The 16,051-nt window shown below is 68.1% G+C and carries 13 protein-coding genes and 6 pseudogenes; 10 read left to right on the forward strand and 9 right to left on the reverse strand.

Annotated elements, in window-relative coordinates; genetic code table 11:
* Nucleotides 1-110 precede the first annotated feature (110 nt).
* From ACWCPY_RS29360 to ACWCPY_RS29375, 4 genes and pseudogenes are all read left to right on the forward strand, one after another.
* Entirely contained in the window at nt 111-803 is a 693-nt protein-coding gene (locus tag ACWCPY_RS29360) for a TetR/AcrR family transcriptional regulator (RefSeq protein WP_451269949.1), read from the forward strand.
* A 53-nt stretch (nt 804-856) separates the two neighbouring features.
* Nucleotides 857-2,377 carry an FAD-dependent oxidoreductase gene (locus ACWCPY_RS29365; protein ID WP_451269951.1) on the forward strand — a complete coding sequence of 507 codons (1,521 nt, stop codon included), beginning with the start codon at nt 857-859 and terminating at the stop codon, nt 2,375-2,377.
* A 513-nt stretch (nt 2,378-2,890) separates the two neighbouring features.
* Nucleotides 2,891-3,222 (forward strand): annotated as a pseudogene (locus ACWCPY_RS29370) (NAD-binding protein); the annotation flags it as partial.
* A 333-nt stretch (nt 3,223-3,555) separates the two neighbouring features.
* Nucleotides 3,556-4,139, forward strand: a pseudogene (locus ACWCPY_RS29375) (helix-turn-helix domain-containing protein).
* A 5-nt stretch (nt 4,140-4,144) separates the two neighbouring features.
* Here the strand turns inward: ACWCPY_RS29375 and ACWCPY_RS29380 are convergent.
* The 4 genes from ACWCPY_RS29380 to ACWCPY_RS29395 form a co-directional block, all read right to left on the reverse strand.
* Entirely contained in the window at nt 4,145-4,597 is a 453-nt protein-coding gene (locus ACWCPY_RS29380) for a nucleotidyltransferase domain-containing protein (protein WP_451269953.1), read from the reverse strand.
* A 221-nt stretch (nt 4,598-4,818) separates the two neighbouring features.
* Nucleotides 4,819-5,199, reverse strand: a complete 381-nt coding sequence (locus tag ACWCPY_RS29385; RefSeq protein ID WP_451269955.1) for a YidB family protein — start codon at nt 5,197-5,199, stop codon at nt 4,819-4,821.
* Between the two features lie 32 nt (nt 5,200-5,231).
* On the reverse strand, nt 5,232-5,429 hold the full coding sequence (locus tag ACWCPY_RS29390) for a hypothetical protein (protein WP_451269957.1): 198 nt from the start codon (nt 5,427-5,429) through the stop codon (nt 5,232-5,234).
* Nucleotides 5,430-5,995: 566 nt separating this feature from the next.
* A complete protein-coding gene (locus ACWCPY_RS29395) occupies nt 5,996-6,379 on the reverse strand; it encodes a hypothetical protein (RefSeq protein WP_451269959.1) in 384 nt (127 codons plus the stop codon).
* A 102-nt stretch (nt 6,380-6,481) separates the two neighbouring features.
* On the opposite strand from ACWCPY_RS29395, the gene ACWCPY_RS29400 reads away from it, so the two are divergent.
* Nucleotides 6,482-6,970: a MarR family transcriptional regulator gene (locus tag ACWCPY_RS29400; protein ID WP_451269961.1), complete on the forward strand. Its 489-nt coding sequence runs from the start codon at nt 6,482-6,484 to the stop codon at nt 6,968-6,970.
* 155 nt (nt 6,971-7,125) lie between these two features.
* Here ACWCPY_RS29400 and ACWCPY_RS29405 read toward each other — a convergent pair.
* Nucleotides 7,126-7,361 (reverse strand): annotated as a pseudogene (locus ACWCPY_RS29405) (helix-turn-helix domain-containing protein); the annotation flags it as partial.
* 943 nt (nt 7,362-8,304) lie between these two features.
* On the reverse strand, nt 8,305-8,904 hold the full coding sequence (locus ACWCPY_RS29410) for a hypothetical protein (protein ID WP_451269963.1): 600 nt from the start codon (nt 8,902-8,904) through the stop codon (nt 8,305-8,307).
* 541 nt (nt 8,905-9,445) lie between these two features.
* Here ACWCPY_RS29410 and ACWCPY_RS29415 point away from each other — a divergent pair.
* On the forward strand, nt 9,446-9,754 hold the full coding sequence (locus tag ACWCPY_RS29415; RefSeq protein ID WP_451269965.1) for a hypothetical protein: 309 nt from the start codon (nt 9,446-9,448) through the stop codon (nt 9,752-9,754).
* Nucleotides 9,755-10,139: 385 nt separating this feature from the next.
* Here ACWCPY_RS29415 and ACWCPY_RS29420 read toward each other — a convergent pair whose 3' ends face one another.
* Both ACWCPY_RS29420 and ACWCPY_RS29425 read right to left on the reverse strand, forming a co-directional pair.
* Entirely contained in the window at nt 10,140-11,240 is a 1,101-nt protein-coding gene (locus ACWCPY_RS29420) for a helix-turn-helix domain-containing protein (RefSeq protein ID WP_451269967.1), read from the reverse strand.
* Between the two features lie 7 nt (nt 11,241-11,247).
* The gene (locus ACWCPY_RS29425) at nt 11,248-11,475 is read right to left on the reverse strand and encodes a hypothetical protein (protein ID WP_451269969.1); all 228 of its coding nucleotides are present in this window, start codon (nt 11,473-11,475) and stop codon (nt 11,248-11,250) included.
* A gap of 865 nt (nt 11,476-12,340) precedes the next feature.
* Here ACWCPY_RS29425 and ACWCPY_RS29430 point away from each other — a divergent pair.
* Both ACWCPY_RS29430 and ACWCPY_RS29435 read left to right on the forward strand, forming a co-directional pair.
* Nucleotides 12,341-12,736, forward strand: a complete 396-nt coding sequence (locus ACWCPY_RS29430; protein WP_451269971.1) for a hypothetical protein — start codon at nt 12,341-12,343, stop codon at nt 12,734-12,736.
* A 258-nt stretch (nt 12,737-12,994) separates the two neighbouring features.
* The gene (locus tag ACWCPY_RS29435) at nt 12,995-13,882 is read left to right on the forward strand and encodes a septum formation family protein (protein WP_451269972.1); all 888 of its coding nucleotides are present in this window, start codon (nt 12,995-12,997) and stop codon (nt 13,880-13,882) included.
* Nucleotides 13,883-14,258: 376 nt separating this feature from the next.
* Here the strand turns inward: ACWCPY_RS29435 and ACWCPY_RS29440 are convergent.
* Nucleotides 14,259-14,776, reverse strand: a pseudogene (locus ACWCPY_RS29440) (transcriptional regulator).
* A gap of 75 nt (nt 14,777-14,851) precedes the next feature.
* Between ACWCPY_RS29440 and ACWCPY_RS29445 the strand changes: the two are divergent.
* Together ACWCPY_RS29445 and ACWCPY_RS29450 are read left to right on the forward strand one after the other, a co-directional pair.
* Nucleotides 14,852-15,553, forward strand: a pseudogene (locus ACWCPY_RS29445) (transposase); the annotation flags it as partial.
* 261 nt (nt 15,554-15,814) lie between these two features.
* A pseudogene (locus ACWCPY_RS29450) lies at nt 15,815-16,051 on the forward strand (hypothetical protein); the annotation flags it as partial.

The raw sequence follows: 16,051 nt of genomic DNA on the forward strand, positions 1-16,051 counted from the left end.
CAGCCGTTCGATTGACAGACCCGCGCCTGGGCACTCTCGGAAGGTACGCTGGAACATTTGGAGCGCCGCACTAATTTGGTGCGACGCTCCAAGTGTGTCACGGTGGAGGCATGGCAACGAGAACCTGCCGGCCTCAGCGGCGTAACCAAGTGCTCTCCCAGGAGCAGATCATCGAGGCTGCGACCGAGCTGCTCGATGCGGGTGGCGAGAGCGCGCTGACCACTCGAGCGCTGACCGAGCGCCTGTCCACCGGGTCCGGGGCGATCTACTACCGGGTGGGCAGCCGTGACGAGCTGCTGGACACGGCAACGGAAACGGTCGTCACCGCTGCGCTGGCAGCCAAGCCCGCCGCGGCCGCGGCCACGCCCGAAGACAGGATCCGCAGCGTCGCGCTGGCACTGTTCGACGCGATCGCCGAGCACCAGTGGCTCGCGACACGGCTGACTCTGCAGATCGTCCGCAAGCCATTCGGCCCGGTGACGGCGGGAATCTTCGAGAGGATCGGCCGTCAAGTGGGCGCGCTGGGTGTGCCACAGGCTTCCTGGTTCGACGCCACCTCGACGCTTGTGCACTACATCCTCGGGGCCGTCAGCCAGAACGCCCGCAGCGACGGTGACACCTCGACCGTCCAGCCCGACCGTGCCGAGTTTCTCGGAGCAGCGGCGACGGCCTGGCAGGACCTCGCCCCCGAGGACTACCCGTTCATGCACGCCATCGTCGGTCAGATGAGGGAGCACGACGATCGCGAGCAGTTCCTCACCGGCATCGCCATCGTCCTCGATGGTCTGACCCGGCTCGGCTGACCTGTCCCATCCGGCCCGGGTCCCCAGCGTGCGTTTTCAGGAAGGTATCTCCCATGCGTGACGTAGTGATTGCAGGCGGCGGCCCGGTCGGTTTGTTCCTGGCCACCGAACTCGCCCTGGGCGGCTGTTCCGTCCTGGTCCTGGAGCGGGACGAGGAGGTCACCTCGCCCTACAAGGCGCTCCCGCTCGGATTGCGCGGCCTGAGCGCGGGATCGGCCGAGGTGTTCTATAGCCGCGGCCTGCTCGAAGCGGTGATTGACGCTTCCGGCGCCGATGCGAAGAAGGTCGGCGCGGCCTCCGACGCGATCGAAGCTCCGGCTCCCCGGGACGTGAGTCATTTCGCGGGCATGGGCCTGGACGCGGCCGACATCGACGTGTCCGCCTTCCCGTTCCGGCTGCCCAGCCCGGCAATGGAAGGTTTCATGACCAGCCTCGAAGCGGTCAGCATGGTCCTGGCCGAGCGTGCCGTTGAGCTCGGCGTGGACATTGTCCGCGGTGCTCCCGTCACGGCTGTGACGCAGGACGACCAGTCCGTCGCCGTCACGGCAGCCGGACAGGAGTACCAGGCGCGCTATCTGGTGGGATGCGACGGCGGCCGCAGCACGGTGCGCGGCCTCGTCGGCTTCGACTTCGTCGGCACGGATCCGCTCTTCACCGGCTACGTCGCGCGCGTCACCTTCGCCGACCCGCAGCAGCTGCCACTCGGCTTCAACCTGACGCCGAACGGCATGTACCTGCGTACGCCCTTCGAGGGGCACCTCGGCATGATGGACTTCGACGGCGGCACGTTCGACCGTTCCCAGTTGCTGACCCGTGAGCACCTCCAGGAAGTCCTGCGCCGCATCACCGATACCGACCTGACGCTGACCGATGTTCATCTGGCATCGAGCTTCACGGACCGTGCGATGCAGGTGACGACCTACCGCAAGGGCCGCGTCCTGCTCGCCGGCGACGCCGCACACATCCACTCCCCCCTCGGCGGCCAGGGGCTCAACCTCGGCATCGGTGACGCCGCCAACCTCGGCTGGAAGCTCGCCGCGACCGTGCGCGGCGCCGCGCCCGAAGGGCTGCTCGACACTTACACCAGTGAGCGCCACCCCGTCGGCGCCGCCATCCTGGACTGGTCACGCGCCCAGGTCGCCACCATGAAGCCAGGCCCCAATGCCCCCGCGCTGCGGCAACTGGTCCACGAGCTGCTGAGCACCACGGACGGAACGACCCTCGCCTACCGGAAGACAACCGGGTTCAACCGCTACGACCTGGACAGCGCGCAGCCGCTCGTCGGCAGCACCGCCCCCGACTTCCACTTCGAGGACGGCACTCGCCTCGGTGACCTGTTGCGCCAAGGCCGGGGCGTGATCCTCGACTTCACCGGCGACCACGCGCTGCAGCGTGTGGCCAAGAGCTGGCAGGGACGGATCCAGTACGCGACCGGCACGGCACGCAACGACCTCGGATTCAACGCCCTGCTCATCCGCCCGGACGGCGTTGTGGCCTGGGTGGACGATCAAGCTCTCGACCTGAAGGCGTTCCAGCAGGCCGCAACCCGCTGGTTCGGCAGCCCGCAGAACTAGAAGCCACGGTCCCGCTACGGCTGGACAGATCGCTGCGCGAAACCGCTACGGGTGCCGCCGCTGCGGCGTGCCGTCGTCGGGCTCGCGCCCGGGGCAGGTAAGCCCCGGCGGCGATCTTTGGCCGACGCACACGAGGCAACTCCCATCCGTCAAACGCCCGTTCACACAGCGCGATGCCGCCCGGATCCAGGCTCGGTCAGCCTGCCCCGCCCACGGCGAAGGACCCGGTGGCGCTCTCTTCCCACATGACAGCTCCCGCGTTCGCGAGGTCCCGCCCCGTGGATGGCGACGCCACCGGACTGGGAGTAGTCGATGTCGATCTGCGGGGTCACCGCCGACCGCGTGGTCGGCCGCAGGTGCAGCGAGGGCCAGAGAAAGCCCCGTGAATACGGCAGCCGCCACGCTTCGAAGGCGCATGATTCGAGGTACTGAGGGGTCGTCCGTACACCCCACCGCCCAACAGCCTAGCCGGGCGGCCGACACCCTGACGGAACGGGCGGAATCCCCGACCGGTGTGCCACCTACGACGGGTTCTACTTCCGTGACCGCGACATCGTCGTGGTGGGCGGCGGCGACACCGCCCTAGAGGAAGCAACCTTCCTCACCGCTTCGCCAAGTCGGTCACCGTCGTCCAACGCCGCTCCACGTTGCGGGCCTCGAAGGTCATGCAGGGCCGGGCGTCCACCGACGGCAAGGTCCCCTTTGCGTTCGACAGCGGGATGATCGAGATCAAGGAGACGAACAGTGTGCTCGGCGGCGGCGTCCCGCGGGACGTCTCCACCGGAGCCATCCGAGACCTGGACGTGACGGGGCTGTTCATAGCCATCGACCACGACCCGCACTCCGGACCCGTTCCCGCGGCCGGTTCGGCAGGGCGCACAGGCGTTCTCTCGTTCCGGCAGCCACCAATGGTCGGACGGTGACATGCCGATTTCCTGGATCCCGCACAGCGTCCTGTCGAAGATACCGAAGGCGTGGGAGACATCGGCAGGAAGGCCATCCGCGACGGCCTCCCCCAGCGCATCTCCATAGGCAGATACGGCGGCCGCGAGATCTCGAACCACTCGCCACCCACATGAGCGGCGGCATGACACCACGAGCAGGTCCAGGTCTCACCTTCGCCTTTCGGGTTGTTGTCGGGGAGCGACGGTTCTTGATCCCTGCGGTATGCCGGTGGGATGAGGTATCCGGAGGGTGGGGGCCTGACCGTTGAGCGTCGGGCGTTTCGTGAGGGGATCCGGCTTCAGGCCACGAGAGGTTCGCGGCGGGTGAGAAGACTGCAGCGATCGCGAGGGACCTGCGGGTGAGTGTGCGGTCTGTGGAACGCTGGCGCCGTGCCTGGCGCGCGGGCGGACTGGAGGGCCTGCGCTCTGCCGGTCCGGCGAACTCCCCGACCGTCAGCGATTCCCAGTTCGCCGTACTCGAGGAAGAACTCGGGAAGGGACCTGCAGCTCACGGCTTCGAAGACGAACGCTGGACTCTGGCCCGGGTCCAAGCGGTGAGCCTGTCGGCGGCTGCGGGTGAGGCCGAGCACGACTGGCTCACCACCTTCCGCCTCCCGCCCCATGCGCCTGACCCGAACCCCGTCGAGGCCATCTGGTCACTCGTGCGCAGAACGATGGCCAACACCGCCTTTGACACACCCGACGACCTCGACCGTATCCTCCGCCCCGAGTTGCGCAGGATCCAGCTCCGGCCCCACCCGATCAACGGCTGCCTCACCGCCACCGGTCTGCCCCTCGTACCACCGACCCCACCCTGAAAACTTCAGTGCCAGGCCGCGAGAAGCCCAGCCAGGACGCCTACTGGATCGTAGAGCAAGCGGACACCATCGGTTACGACGCGGTGCGTCCCAGGGTCGACAGGGTCTGTCTTTGCCCAGGTGGGAGAACCAATGCCGAACTCGACCTCCAGGCCGGAGGCCGTGCAGTGGCGTCGTTCGGTGATCGGGCCCCACGACTGGGTGCGGATCAATTCACCCAGGCCGCATTCCCCGGCCCAGCCCTCGGCGAGGTATCGGGACTCGTCCGTGGTGAGCAGGACGAAGTCGATGTCGGAGTCGGGTCGGGCGACGTTGCGGGCGCATGATCCGACCAGCAGCAGACCGACGACGTCTTTGCGGTCCTGCGCCCAGTGTGTGATCCGGTCGATGACCTCGTTGATCTCAGCGATCCGCTCTGGTGACAGCGCAGTTCCCGCAGGCTGATCGTTGTGAGGCATCGGATGTCCCCCTTTGAGGGAAGCGGATGGTGATTCCGGACAGCCTCTCAAGCCGATGCCGCAACAGCCACCATCGGCCGTGGTGGGCGACGCCGACAGGCGTCACGAGGGCGGCCTGGACCGTGGATCTGTACAGGCCGTCCACAGCCCCACCGTCGTGCCCGGAGCATGGGGAACCACGTGAGCTCAGCCCTGGGGAATATCGTGATCGTCCACAAGGGTCAGAGTGTGAAGCGGATGCCTTGCGAGGGTTCCTGAAGGGTGACCTGGTCGGGGACGTCATCGAAGAGGACGAGCAGCACGTCCGGGGCAGCGCTGAAGCTTCGGACAGTCGGCGTCGCCGACTCGCCCGATGTTGCTGCGTCAGTTGCGTTCGGCAGGTTCTGGGCGAGGTACTCAGCTGCATCGGCTGGGCCCTTGCCCTGTGCAGCGGCAATTCGGACCAGGCTTTCCTGACCGATCGCGTCGGTGATCACGGCAGCAGTCACCGGTTCATTGGGGCCGGAGCTGATCCAGGAGGCCAGCTGCGGCAACGACAGCTCTACCGGGCTCGCGGTCTTGCCGCCCACCGGCGCGGGGCCCCGGGGATTGTGGTCAGCCATGTCTCTCCCTGTCTCGGAACGGCGTGGTGTGACTACAGCACTGCGACGGTGAACACCGTATCGGCGTAAGCGCCGTTGCCCCTGGTGTCGTAGCTGAGCACCGTGATGATGTTCGGGTCCATGCCGCAGTAGCTCGTCGGATGTCCGTGGACCCTGGGCGTGGAGACGTTGGAGTTGCTCGTGGCGAGGATCGCCGCGTCCTTCAGGTCGGTGATGTTGGGGTCCGACACCTTGACGCAGTAGAACCCCGTGTTGGGTCGCGCGGAAGAGACAACGTCTTGGCCGAGAGCAGCGTGCCGTCCGCCGCCACCTTCGCGGCAGCTCGGGCGTAGGGGGCGTTCATGGCGACCGGGGCCGCAGAAGCCGTACCAGCCAGCAGTGGAACCGACACCAGGGCGGCGGCGGTCAGGACGATGGCGCGAGCGCGCAGGGCGATGCCGTGGGACATGGATCTTCCTTCCCCGGGCAGTGACCGCCGGACGGCAAGACCACTTCTCGCATGCAATCGGATGCAGATGGAGATGATCAAGTCGTGAGCAGGTTACTCGCTCGGATGAGCCAGAAACCGTGGCGACAGCTGACCGGGAACAGGGCCATCAGAGGTGACCGCGACACTCGAACTTCACCTGGCGCCTGCGGCCTCGACAGACGCGATCACTCCCTCTCGGCCAGTGAGCTGAACATGTGCTCGCAGCCTTGGTCGCAGTCACCAAGTAGTGCTGTGACCTCATAGGCCCACCGGTCCGTTGAGGGTTGTGTGGTGTGCGGGCCGGGACCGGCGGCCCGCACACGTGCGTCAGGCCACCGTGCCAGCAACTCCGGTGCGACCGTCCGGGACGCCGACGATCGTCACGATGATCTGCTTGCGGACGTCCTCGCCAAGGACGCCGACCAGCGCTTCGGTGGTGGTGGCGACCAGCCGGGCGGGAGCGTCCGGGATCTCTGGAAGGTGATAAGCGGCCTCGCGCATGCTGAGGGTGACGAGAGGGGCGTCGATCTCGGCGGGGACGCCGCCGATGCCCCGGCGGTGCTGCGGGATGCCGATCAGGTCCACCCCGACCAGGCGGCGGAACTCCTCGCCGTAGACGGCGCCGACCGCGTCGGTTAAGGCGCTGATCAGCTTCGGTTCGATCGTCCCGTCGAGGGCTCCTTCGCGGATATGCACGCTGAAGTGCGGCATGGTGGAATCTCCGTTCGCGCTGCTGGATACCATGAAGAGAACTTGCTTTGCAAGCAAAGCAAAATACCTTTGAAGACAAACATAAACGAGGAGGGGTGCGTGATGTCAACGCCCAGGGCGCACAACGCCGACGAGGGAGACGGAAACGGAGTCGATGACACCGTCAGGGCCCTGCTACTGCTCATGCCCCGGATGGTGGGCCGGGTCAAGAAGATCCCCGTGCCCGAGGCGCTGCAGTCCTTCTCGCTGGCGCCGCGTCACCTCTCCCTGCTCTCCTACCTTCTCTTTGACGGGCCGATGACCGTGAATGAGCTGGCTGCTCGACTCCAGGTCGCCCCAACGACGGTGAGCCTGCTGGTCGGTGACCTGAGCCGGCAAGGAATCCTGGAGCGGCGCGAGGACGAGGCGGACCGGCGCCGGCGGATCATCGGCATTGCGGCCGACCAACAACCTGCGATCACCTGCTGGCTCGCCCCAGGCGCGGCCGCATGGCGCAAGGCACTGGCACCTCTGACACCGGATCAGCGGCAGGTCTTCGTCGACACACTGCTCGCATACGATGCCGCAGTCAGCGGCGAGGAACCGGACTGAGCCGCGCCCTGCCCGCAAGAACGCCATGGCCGGCCATCGAGGCACCGCCGCGCACGGCAACGGACATCCAGCGCGAGGGGCGGCACTCACCGGTCCATCAGGCGGTCACGGTGACGGGGCGTCCTCCCCAGGAGATGCCCTTGGGACCTGTCCCCGAACCCCTCGTCGTCAGCGCTGAGCAGGCGGGGACGGCCTCTCGCCCACCGAGGGTCCGGGCACGCCAGGCCGATCTCGTTGAAACGATGGATCACTTCCCGCACGGTGTCCTCGCGACCAGCTGGGCGATCACCGGGACGCGTTTCCCGTCGACGGACGCCAGCAGCATCATCGCCCGGCGGTATCGCACCGAGCTGGTACTGCCCCGGCGCACGATCTTCAGGAGTCCACACAACCCCCGGTGATCGCGCGGCGGCCGTACCCATTCCCAGCCAGGTCCGCGACAAGATCGCGAAGTCGGGCTGGAGTACTGGTTGCTCACCTTGTTGAGCAACCCGGTGCCCCGCCCCCGGAGGGCTGCTCCTGATCGCGCCTCACGTCGCGCCTCACGTCGCGCTTCTGGTCGCGCTTCTGGTCGCGCCAGGATCCGGTGCGGTGGAGGGAAAACCTCAGGCCGCAGGGCCCGCCACGGCCCGGCGGCACGCGGACTACTTACCTGCACCGGGGCCTGAGCGCAGCCGGACCCGTCATCGCCCTCCGCTGCAGCGGCCACCCGGCCCGGCCGGCGCGGTCCTCCTGACCGTCGCCGCGGTACGTCACCCGGAGATGTACGCGCCGGACGGAGACCTGCACGGCCACCGTGGCCGGGCCGGACAGCCCTGCCGCCGGCCCAATTGCTGACCCTCCCGGCATGGCCGGGGTCAGGCGCTGAGGCGGCAGGAGCGCCAGCGGTGGCCGGTGCGACCGATCAGTCCTCGGGCTTCGAGGTGGCCGAACTGGTAGGCGACGGAACTGATGCTGGACAGGCCGACCTTCTCGCCGATCTACCGGACGGACGGGCTCTCGCCGGTCTCGGCGATCCAGTCACGGATGGTGCGCAGGATCGCCTCCTGCCAGGCGGACAGAGTGCCCGGCCAGGTCATGCCGCTCTCGTCCCACGCTGCTCCTGGCAGTGGGCGAGCCTGCGCAGCTCGACCCGAGCGGCAGGCGTGCCAGGCGGGGTGGACCAGAACGGATGCCACTGGACCTGGGCGGTCAGGTCCAGGAGGCGGTGGTATCGCGGGGGCGGGGTGGGGCGAGCTGGACAAGGTACTGGCCCAGCCGTTCCGGTTGCGGTTCGCCTGGCCGGAATGGCCCACGGACACCTGTGCTGCGTCCCTGCGGGCGTGATTCCCGTACTACTCCACCGGCTCGCGCCAGGCGGCCACGAGATTGTGGAAGCGCGAGAAACGGGCGCCCGGAACAGTCTCGCCATCGACCGTCTCGCCGTTGAGCCAGCAGATGTCGAAGATGTCGGTCTCGGTGTCGAGCAGGCAGCACACACCACCAGTGGCGGCGGTGAGGTCGGTGAACACCTTCCTGACGCTCGCGGACCGCTCGAACATCCGGCTCATGCCCGAGGTGGCCGCTGTGAACTGCAGCGACGCGAAGCTCGGGTGCCATGCGGGCGAGAACCTGACGGTTAGGTAGATGTACCCGACCGACACTCTCCCCAACTCGTCGACCTCGTCGACATCGCGGAGGAGGAACTCGCGCATCGCGTCGTCGACGCCAATCATGATTGAGGTGTCCAGTTCGAGCGTGCCGCCTGCTGAACAGCCGACCGGTTCGCTCTTGTACTCCGAGGTGAACGGCACGATCAACTGCTCGCCGCCTGGCAGGGTGATCGGAAGCAGTGGCGTGTCTCGGCCTTGGGGTGCGAGTTCGGCCAGCCGGGTCAGTGCCCTCACAACGTTCCGAGGGTGCATGAAGATCTCGTAGCTGTAGTCCAGCCCCATGCCGCCCCTCCCTGGTCCTGAACCGGAATCGTTTCACGGTATGGACCGGTCGCCCAGTTGATTTTGCGGCGACTGGCTTCATCCGGGCGCGGTCGAGAACGGGCGTGAACACCGGCTCGTCTCCGAAGTGATCAGCTCCGAGCGGAAGCGCTGCCGCCCACGGGTGGTCGCCAAGGACCTGGCAGCGGGTGGAGACACCGATCTCGCGCAGCTCCACCTGCCGTTCCAAGCTGTGCCTGACTGACGAAGCCAACCGGTACACCGACGTGCCGCGCAGCAAGCTCGGGGCCCACCACGAGCTGCGCAGCGTCCCCGGCGGGCACCGGGCGGCTGGCAGCGCGAACGGCAGATCGCAGCGGTACGCCTGCCCGATCCCAACATCCTTCGTGGTCGCCATTCCAGGGTGCTCCCCCACCGCCACGGCGACGCCGTCGAAGCGGAGTCGGTCAACAGGATCCCCCGCAGCGGCGGCGTCCACTGGAACATCACCTTCATCTGATCCCCCTCCAAGCCGGGCGACGTCTGCGAACGCCGGCGCCCGGTGGGCGGCGCCGAACTGCCGGCGCAGCGGGCACCGGATCATCACCAGGGAGAGCGTGAGCGCGGCGGCCGCGATCAGCCGGTCACGGCGCGGTGCGGTGGGCCAGGCGTTGGGGATCACGACCGTCATCGCCGCCGCCTTCTCCGGGACTCGGTCGGTGTCGACCAGTACGCCGGTGGCCACCAGGTCGTCGACGAACGCGGCGATCTGTTCGCCGACGGCCTGCGGGTCCTGACCGGTGGGGATGGCGATCTCGTCGGCAGGCCCGCCGACGCTGCCTCGCGCGGTGACGGCATGTCGGATCTTTGAGGCGTCCGGATTACCGCGAACAGCGTCTCATCTTGCGGCCCGGCCGCGATCTTGCCGGCCCGGCCGCGGTCATCCTCCCGCCCGGCGATCCGTGATCGGCTCAGCGCATATGGATTCCACCGCGCGTTCCCCCTCCATCGGCTTCCTTCGTACTCATCCCCGCATACGGCTGGGCGCATCCCACACCAGCGGGCGAGGCTCTTCACGTGGCCGTCGGCCCAGAGTGCGCAATGGCTTCTTCCCTCGACTGTCGCGTGGACGATGCGTCGGAAGAGGCTTGCCCTGCTTCGGGCACGAACAGTGCCGTGGGCCGGAGAGGGAGATATGGCGATGTCTTCCGTTCCCGAGCGAGCTGAGGTACGCGGTGTCAGCAGTGTCAGCGGTGTCAGTAGTTCGGCCAGCGGGTGTAGTCCGGTCGCGGCTTCCTGCGGAGCCAGCGCTCGACCGTGCGCCCTATCCGTCCGCGGGGAACCGGCGGCACGGTGGTCTCCGCCGGGTGGTCCTCCGAAACGGCTGGCAGCGAGCCCCTGATGGTTACGGGGTGGCTGGGAGGGGTCTCTCGGGGCAGCAGCGTGATGTGCCCGGCCGTGCGGTTGCCGGGCGGCACGTGCGAGCGGGGTGTGAGGGTGTAGCGGCGTGGTGTTCTGATGGGCAGGCCGGAGCGGGTGGTGCCGGCTGGGGGGCACGGGGGCTGGGGGCCTTGGAGTACGCCGGGTCCGGTGAGGAGGACGGTTTCCAGGAGAACCTGGCCGCGGAGGAAGTCGAGGTCCGCGGTGCTGGTGTCGGGTGGGGCGGGGTGTTCGTGGGGTTCTTCGGCCGGGGGGACGTCCACGACTCTGATCGTGAGGGCGACGGAGGGTCTTCGGGTGGTGCTGGCCGCGAGGCGGTCCCATACCTGTTGCCAGCGCCGTACGTTGTTCGGGGAGACGTTCAGGGCTTCCATGAAAGCTGTGAGGTGGGCGCGTGAGGGGACGGCCTCGCCTCTGAGGATGACGCTGAGGCTGCTCTTGGGTAGTCGGTGCCGTTGGCCGTCGGGGGTTCGTCCTGCCGCTGTCTGCAGGTCGCTCAGGGATGGCTGGCCTTCTCTGGCTCGTATTTCCACCATGACGTCGTGCAGCTTGGCGAAGCTGTCTATGAGGTCGGGGTGGGTCATCACTGAGCGGAGCGATACGGCCAGGTCCCGGAATTCCGGGGAGATTCCCGCGCGGCGCCGGCGTTCTTCTTCGGCCCTGCGCGCGGCTTTCCATAAACGGATCGCCTCCCTGGTGTCCGCGTCGCATGCGGTCGCGTATGCGAGCACCAGGCGGCGGGATGGCACCTTGCCGTTGGCGCCGCGTGACAGCGCCGACGCGGTGAACTGGTGATCGGTCAGTTTGGCCATTGCCGCGTAGGTGATGCCTCGGCGCTCGCGCTGGGCACGTAACCACAGCGCGAGCGCCTCGGACTGCCGGGTATCGGCGGCAACGGCGTTCTCACGCCGTCCCATGGGACCGTCAGACAGCCTCGAACGGCGGCACTTCCGCCGCGCGTATGGCCTTGACGGACCGGCCGGCAACGTAAAGAGCACCGGCGATGAACTCAAGGGCACCGAACACCGGCATCCCGAGAGCCGCGAGGCCCCCTGCCACCACGACGACTACAACCACGACGACCAGTTCCGTCGTCGTCAGAGCTCCCTGCGAAGGGCCGCCGGGAGCCGGCGGAGAGGAGAACGAACGCATACCTGATACCTACCTGACGTCATGTCACACCCCTTGTGGGCGTGATGAATTGGCTGCACCGTGAACTGCCGGCGGCGACTTCCAGGTCGGCCCGCCAACCACGTTGATCCTCTCACCGGTGACCCGACCATCACAATGCGTGGCCCCCAGGGCGGGGGTGTTGATGCCCGTGCGTCCAGGCGTTCACCGCCGAGGGATGGCGAATGAGTGGCCGAACGGTAGCCGGACTATTCGAAAACCACAGGTCAGAGGAGCGAAACTGCCATTTTCATTCATTTTCGTCCAGGTGCCATTGCCGAAGCGGGGCACCGGATGCCATGGTCCTTACAACGCCGCCTCCGGCACTGGCTGCCGAGGCCCCCTGGCGTCGTGGCTGCACCATGAAACAGGGACCGGGCACACCGCGTTCCAGCGCGGCGCCCACGAGAGGGGCGCATCCCAACCCGGCGCGCCCCTCTCCAGAACCCGACCGGCCCTGCGGTCCGGGCGTCCAACGTCGTCGCCCTGGACCTGGATGTCCGCGCCGACGGTCCGGCCCGCAACGGAGGCGAGAACGCTGCGGACCCAACTCGACATCCGGGGCCTGGAGGACTGCCGACACCTTCACCGTGATGACGCGCCGAGCACCAGCCTGCATCTGTATTTCCAGGTGTCGGCGGGCTGCACGATCGGGAGCATCTCCGGCGGGCGGTCCCCCGCTCGGGCCCGGGATCGACGTCCGCGGCCCCGGCCGCCGCAGCGGCGGCTAACTCGTCGGGCCCGGCTCGATCGTGGGTGGCCTGCCGTACGCCATCGTCCACGACGTGCCGGTGACACCGCTTCCCAGCTGGATCGCCGAACGTCTCCAGGCTCAGCAGGAGGTCCCATGCCCTGCGAACTCATCGAGCGTATGGCGGCGTGCGATGACTGCCGGAATCTCGCCGTCGACCACGGCAGGAACCCGATCGGCTCCCTGCACCCCGGCGCAGATCCGCGCGACTGGGCGCTGCCCCTCGCGACGACCCCTATCCGCCTGGACGATCACCTGATCACCGCGCACGCCGCGCGGCTGCCCGACCGGCAGCCGGACTGCGGCACCTGCGAGGCGTGGCACAAGGACCACACCATCGGCCCGATCCACGAGGCCGAAGCTGCACCGCGCCTGGCACCTGTGCGAGCCGCTGCGGAAGATCCGCCCCCGGGAACCACGAGCTGGGGTTTCCGCTGGCGAGTAGTGTCCCGAGCGGGACCCGGCCGGAACCCAATCATGGAGGCGGCGTAGTCGTACGGCACCCGCGGCTGCCCGGCCCTGCTCTCCTGTGTGTACCGCACGCACGCCTGGATACCGCACCGCTGAGGTCCGTTTCACCGCCCTCAATCGGCGGAGGCAGGTCGCCTGCAAGCAGTCCGGATACCCCCTCGCGGCCCGCCGCAAGTCGTTGACGCCGCGATGAGCTGGGGGCCTTCGTGTAACGGGCCGCAGGAATGGCATAGGATGCGCGCGAGTTTCATAAAGATCACTTAAGAGGATGTACACGTCATGGCACTACCTGCTCCGTATCGTTCCCTTCGCGATATATCTGCCGTTGTCGCCCTGCTCGCGATCGGTGCGGTGGGATGCTCGGGTGTCTCCGACGCCGTCGACAGTGCCAAGGACAGCGCGAAGAAGGTGACTCGTCAGCGCTCGGTGTTCTCGCTGGACGTCGGCGACTGCTACAACCCGAACGGCAAGGCCGAGGGGACGGCGTACGCTGTCGAGATCGTGCCCTGCGACGAGGCCCACGAGGGCCAGGTCGTCGGCGATTTCGCGGTCGCCAAGGGCAAGGAGTACCCGGGCGACGACGAGGTCTCGGCAATCGCGGACAAGCGTTGCCTGGTCGAGGCGCAGAAGTACGCCCCGGACACCTGGGCGCTCCCCAAGGGCGTCGCCCTCTTCTACTACACCCCGACCAAGGAGAGCTGGGCGACGGGTGACCGCGCGGTGAGCTGCACGTACACCGTGGAGAAGGGCACGTTCCGCGGCTCGCTGGGCGCCGCGAAGTCCCTCAAGCCCGAGCAGACCACGTACCTCAAGGGTTCGAACGCGGTCTACGAGGCCCTGTGGGCGAACCAGTCCGAGAAGGACTCCGTCGAGGACGACCTGGCCGGCTACAAGGCGCAGGCCAAGGCCGTCGCGACCGCCCTCAACGCACACGTCAAGGGCCTGGACGGCATCGAGGGCACCGAGGTCGGAAAGCTCCGTGCGACGCTGACGAAGGCGGCCGGGAACTGGAAGAAGGCTTCGAACGCCGCCGATGCCGACACGTTCTACGTCGCCTACGACCCGGCGTTCACCGGTATCGACCCGAACAAGTCGGTCGCCGCCCGCAAGGAACTGGGACTGGCCACTACCGTCCCGGCCGATGAGGCCGAGGTCTGGGCGGGCTGACGCCCCGTCGGAGCAGCGGGGCTGTGTCCGTGATGGACCGGGCCCGACGGCGGCGCCCCGCCGTCCGAACTGCACCGGGGCCGCCGTCGCCGGGAGCGGCTGCTTTCCCGGCCGGGATCCCGATGCCACAGCCCGGTCCCTTCAGTCCCTGTGTGAGAACCGCGATACCGCGCTCGCCACCCTGGAGACGGGCGGGACCGGCGGGGGCCTGCGTTCCATGTCAGAGAAACCCAGCCCCACAGCACGCGGCAACTGGTAGCCGAGCTCGGTGTGGTCGATGCCGCCACACGTCTCTGTGAGTCGTGAACGACAGTCACCTCGGATCTGGGAGACCCAGGGCGACTGACATGTGCTCAAATCGGCGTACACGGGCGTTCTACGCGGCGAGGCCGATGTTGGTGACGTACTCGTCCTGGCCCCACTGCGATCCGAGGTCGACGACGACGTCTTCCCAGGCATCGTCGAGGACGTGTGGTCGCCGGCTGCCCAGGCTTCGACGATGTGGTCCCAGCGGCGCATGTTCATCGTGCGGTACTCCACCATCCGCTGGAGCGGCCGCGGCACCCGCGACGGGTTCAGCGGGTGGATCTCCACCCGGGTCCCGCCTCCGGCATACAGGCGTCGCAGGACGTGCCGGGCGGCGTTCTGGCGGCGGACCCGGCGGTAGGCGGCGCCGATACGCTCCAGGGTGGCGTTCGACGGCCGGTGCCGCTTCTCCAGCCACGCCTTCAATGTCCGGTCAGTCACCGTGAGTCCGGCGTCCCGGGCTGCCCTGCAGCGGTGGACGCTCCGGGCCAGGGTGCAAGCGCGCCATCAGACCGCTTTCACGGTGACCGGGGTGACGATGCCGTCCGCCGGGTCGTCGACCTTGCGTGCGACGGCTTCGCGGCACAGCGCATCGTCGTCGCCTCCGGCATCGCCAACATCGCGTTCCGGGACCCGATCGCCACCGCTACCGCGACACGTGCGCTGGGCGAGGCGTTCCCCGGACGCTACACCGTCGCCGATCACATCACCGTGCTCGACCAGGCCCTCGCGCAGATCCCCGACGCCCACCGGCACGGCACCGACATCCTGGTCCGCACCGACAGCGCGGGCAGCGCGAAGGCGTTCCTCACGCATCTCCGCGCCTTGCGTGCGAGGTCGGCGAGCTGACCAGCATGGTCGACCTGAGCGACTACCCGGCCGGCACCCGCATCATCGTGCGCCGCGAACGCCCGCGCCCCGGCGCCCGGCTCACCTTGTTCGACAGTGACGAGGGCCTGCGGCACCAGATCTTCCTCACTGACACCTCGTACTGCGGCGGCGGCTCGGCCCAGTTCCTGGAGGTCCGCCACCGTGGACACGCCACCGTCGGGGACCACATCCGGTGCGGCACGACCACCGGCTTCGGACGCTTCCCATCCCGCCTGTTCTCCGTCAACGCCGCCTGGCTGCGAGCTCAGCCTCGCGGTCATCGACCTTCTGGCCTGGCCCCGTGCCCTGCTGCTGGACGGCGAGCCGGCTACCGCCGACCCCATGAAACGCGGCTACCGGATCCTGCACGTCGCTGCCCGTTTCACCCGCGGCGGCCGTCGCCTCCACCTGCGGATCGCGGCAACCTGGCCCTGGCGACACCAACTCGCCGCCGCCTTCCACCGTCCGGCCGACCTACCTCGCCCTGCCAACTGACCAGCCGCTGCGACCACTTGCGACACGAAAGCCCCTTGGAGCACCCGCCCAACGCGCCGGGTCCCCACCATGCCCACCGCCCGATACCGCCTCGATCGACCCCACAGCGCCACCTCGGCACCCCGAGCGAAACAGCGAGGCTAGGACCTGTTCCGAGCGCGGATGACGGGGTGGTCGGCAGCCGCTGGCATACCCAACCTCGTGTCAGACGCCGTTGTTACGTTGGCACGAGGATCTCGCTTCGGCCTCTGGAGAAAGCGTATGTACGACGAACGGCTCGCCGATTTTTCCCGCGAGCGGCTGGACGGCCGTCCGGCACCCGACGATCTGCGCGTGCTGCTGGTGGCGCAGTGGGAAGGACGCACCGACTTCACCCGCCTCCTCGACCTCGAATTCTTCGAGGCGGGAGAGGTCCACCCGCTCCTGGACACCAGCTATCTGAGCGAAAAGGAACTCGCGGACCCGGAGATGCAGGCCGTCAACGCCGCAGCCACGGAG

Source organism: Streptomyces sp. NPDC002403 (assembly GCF_053593015.1).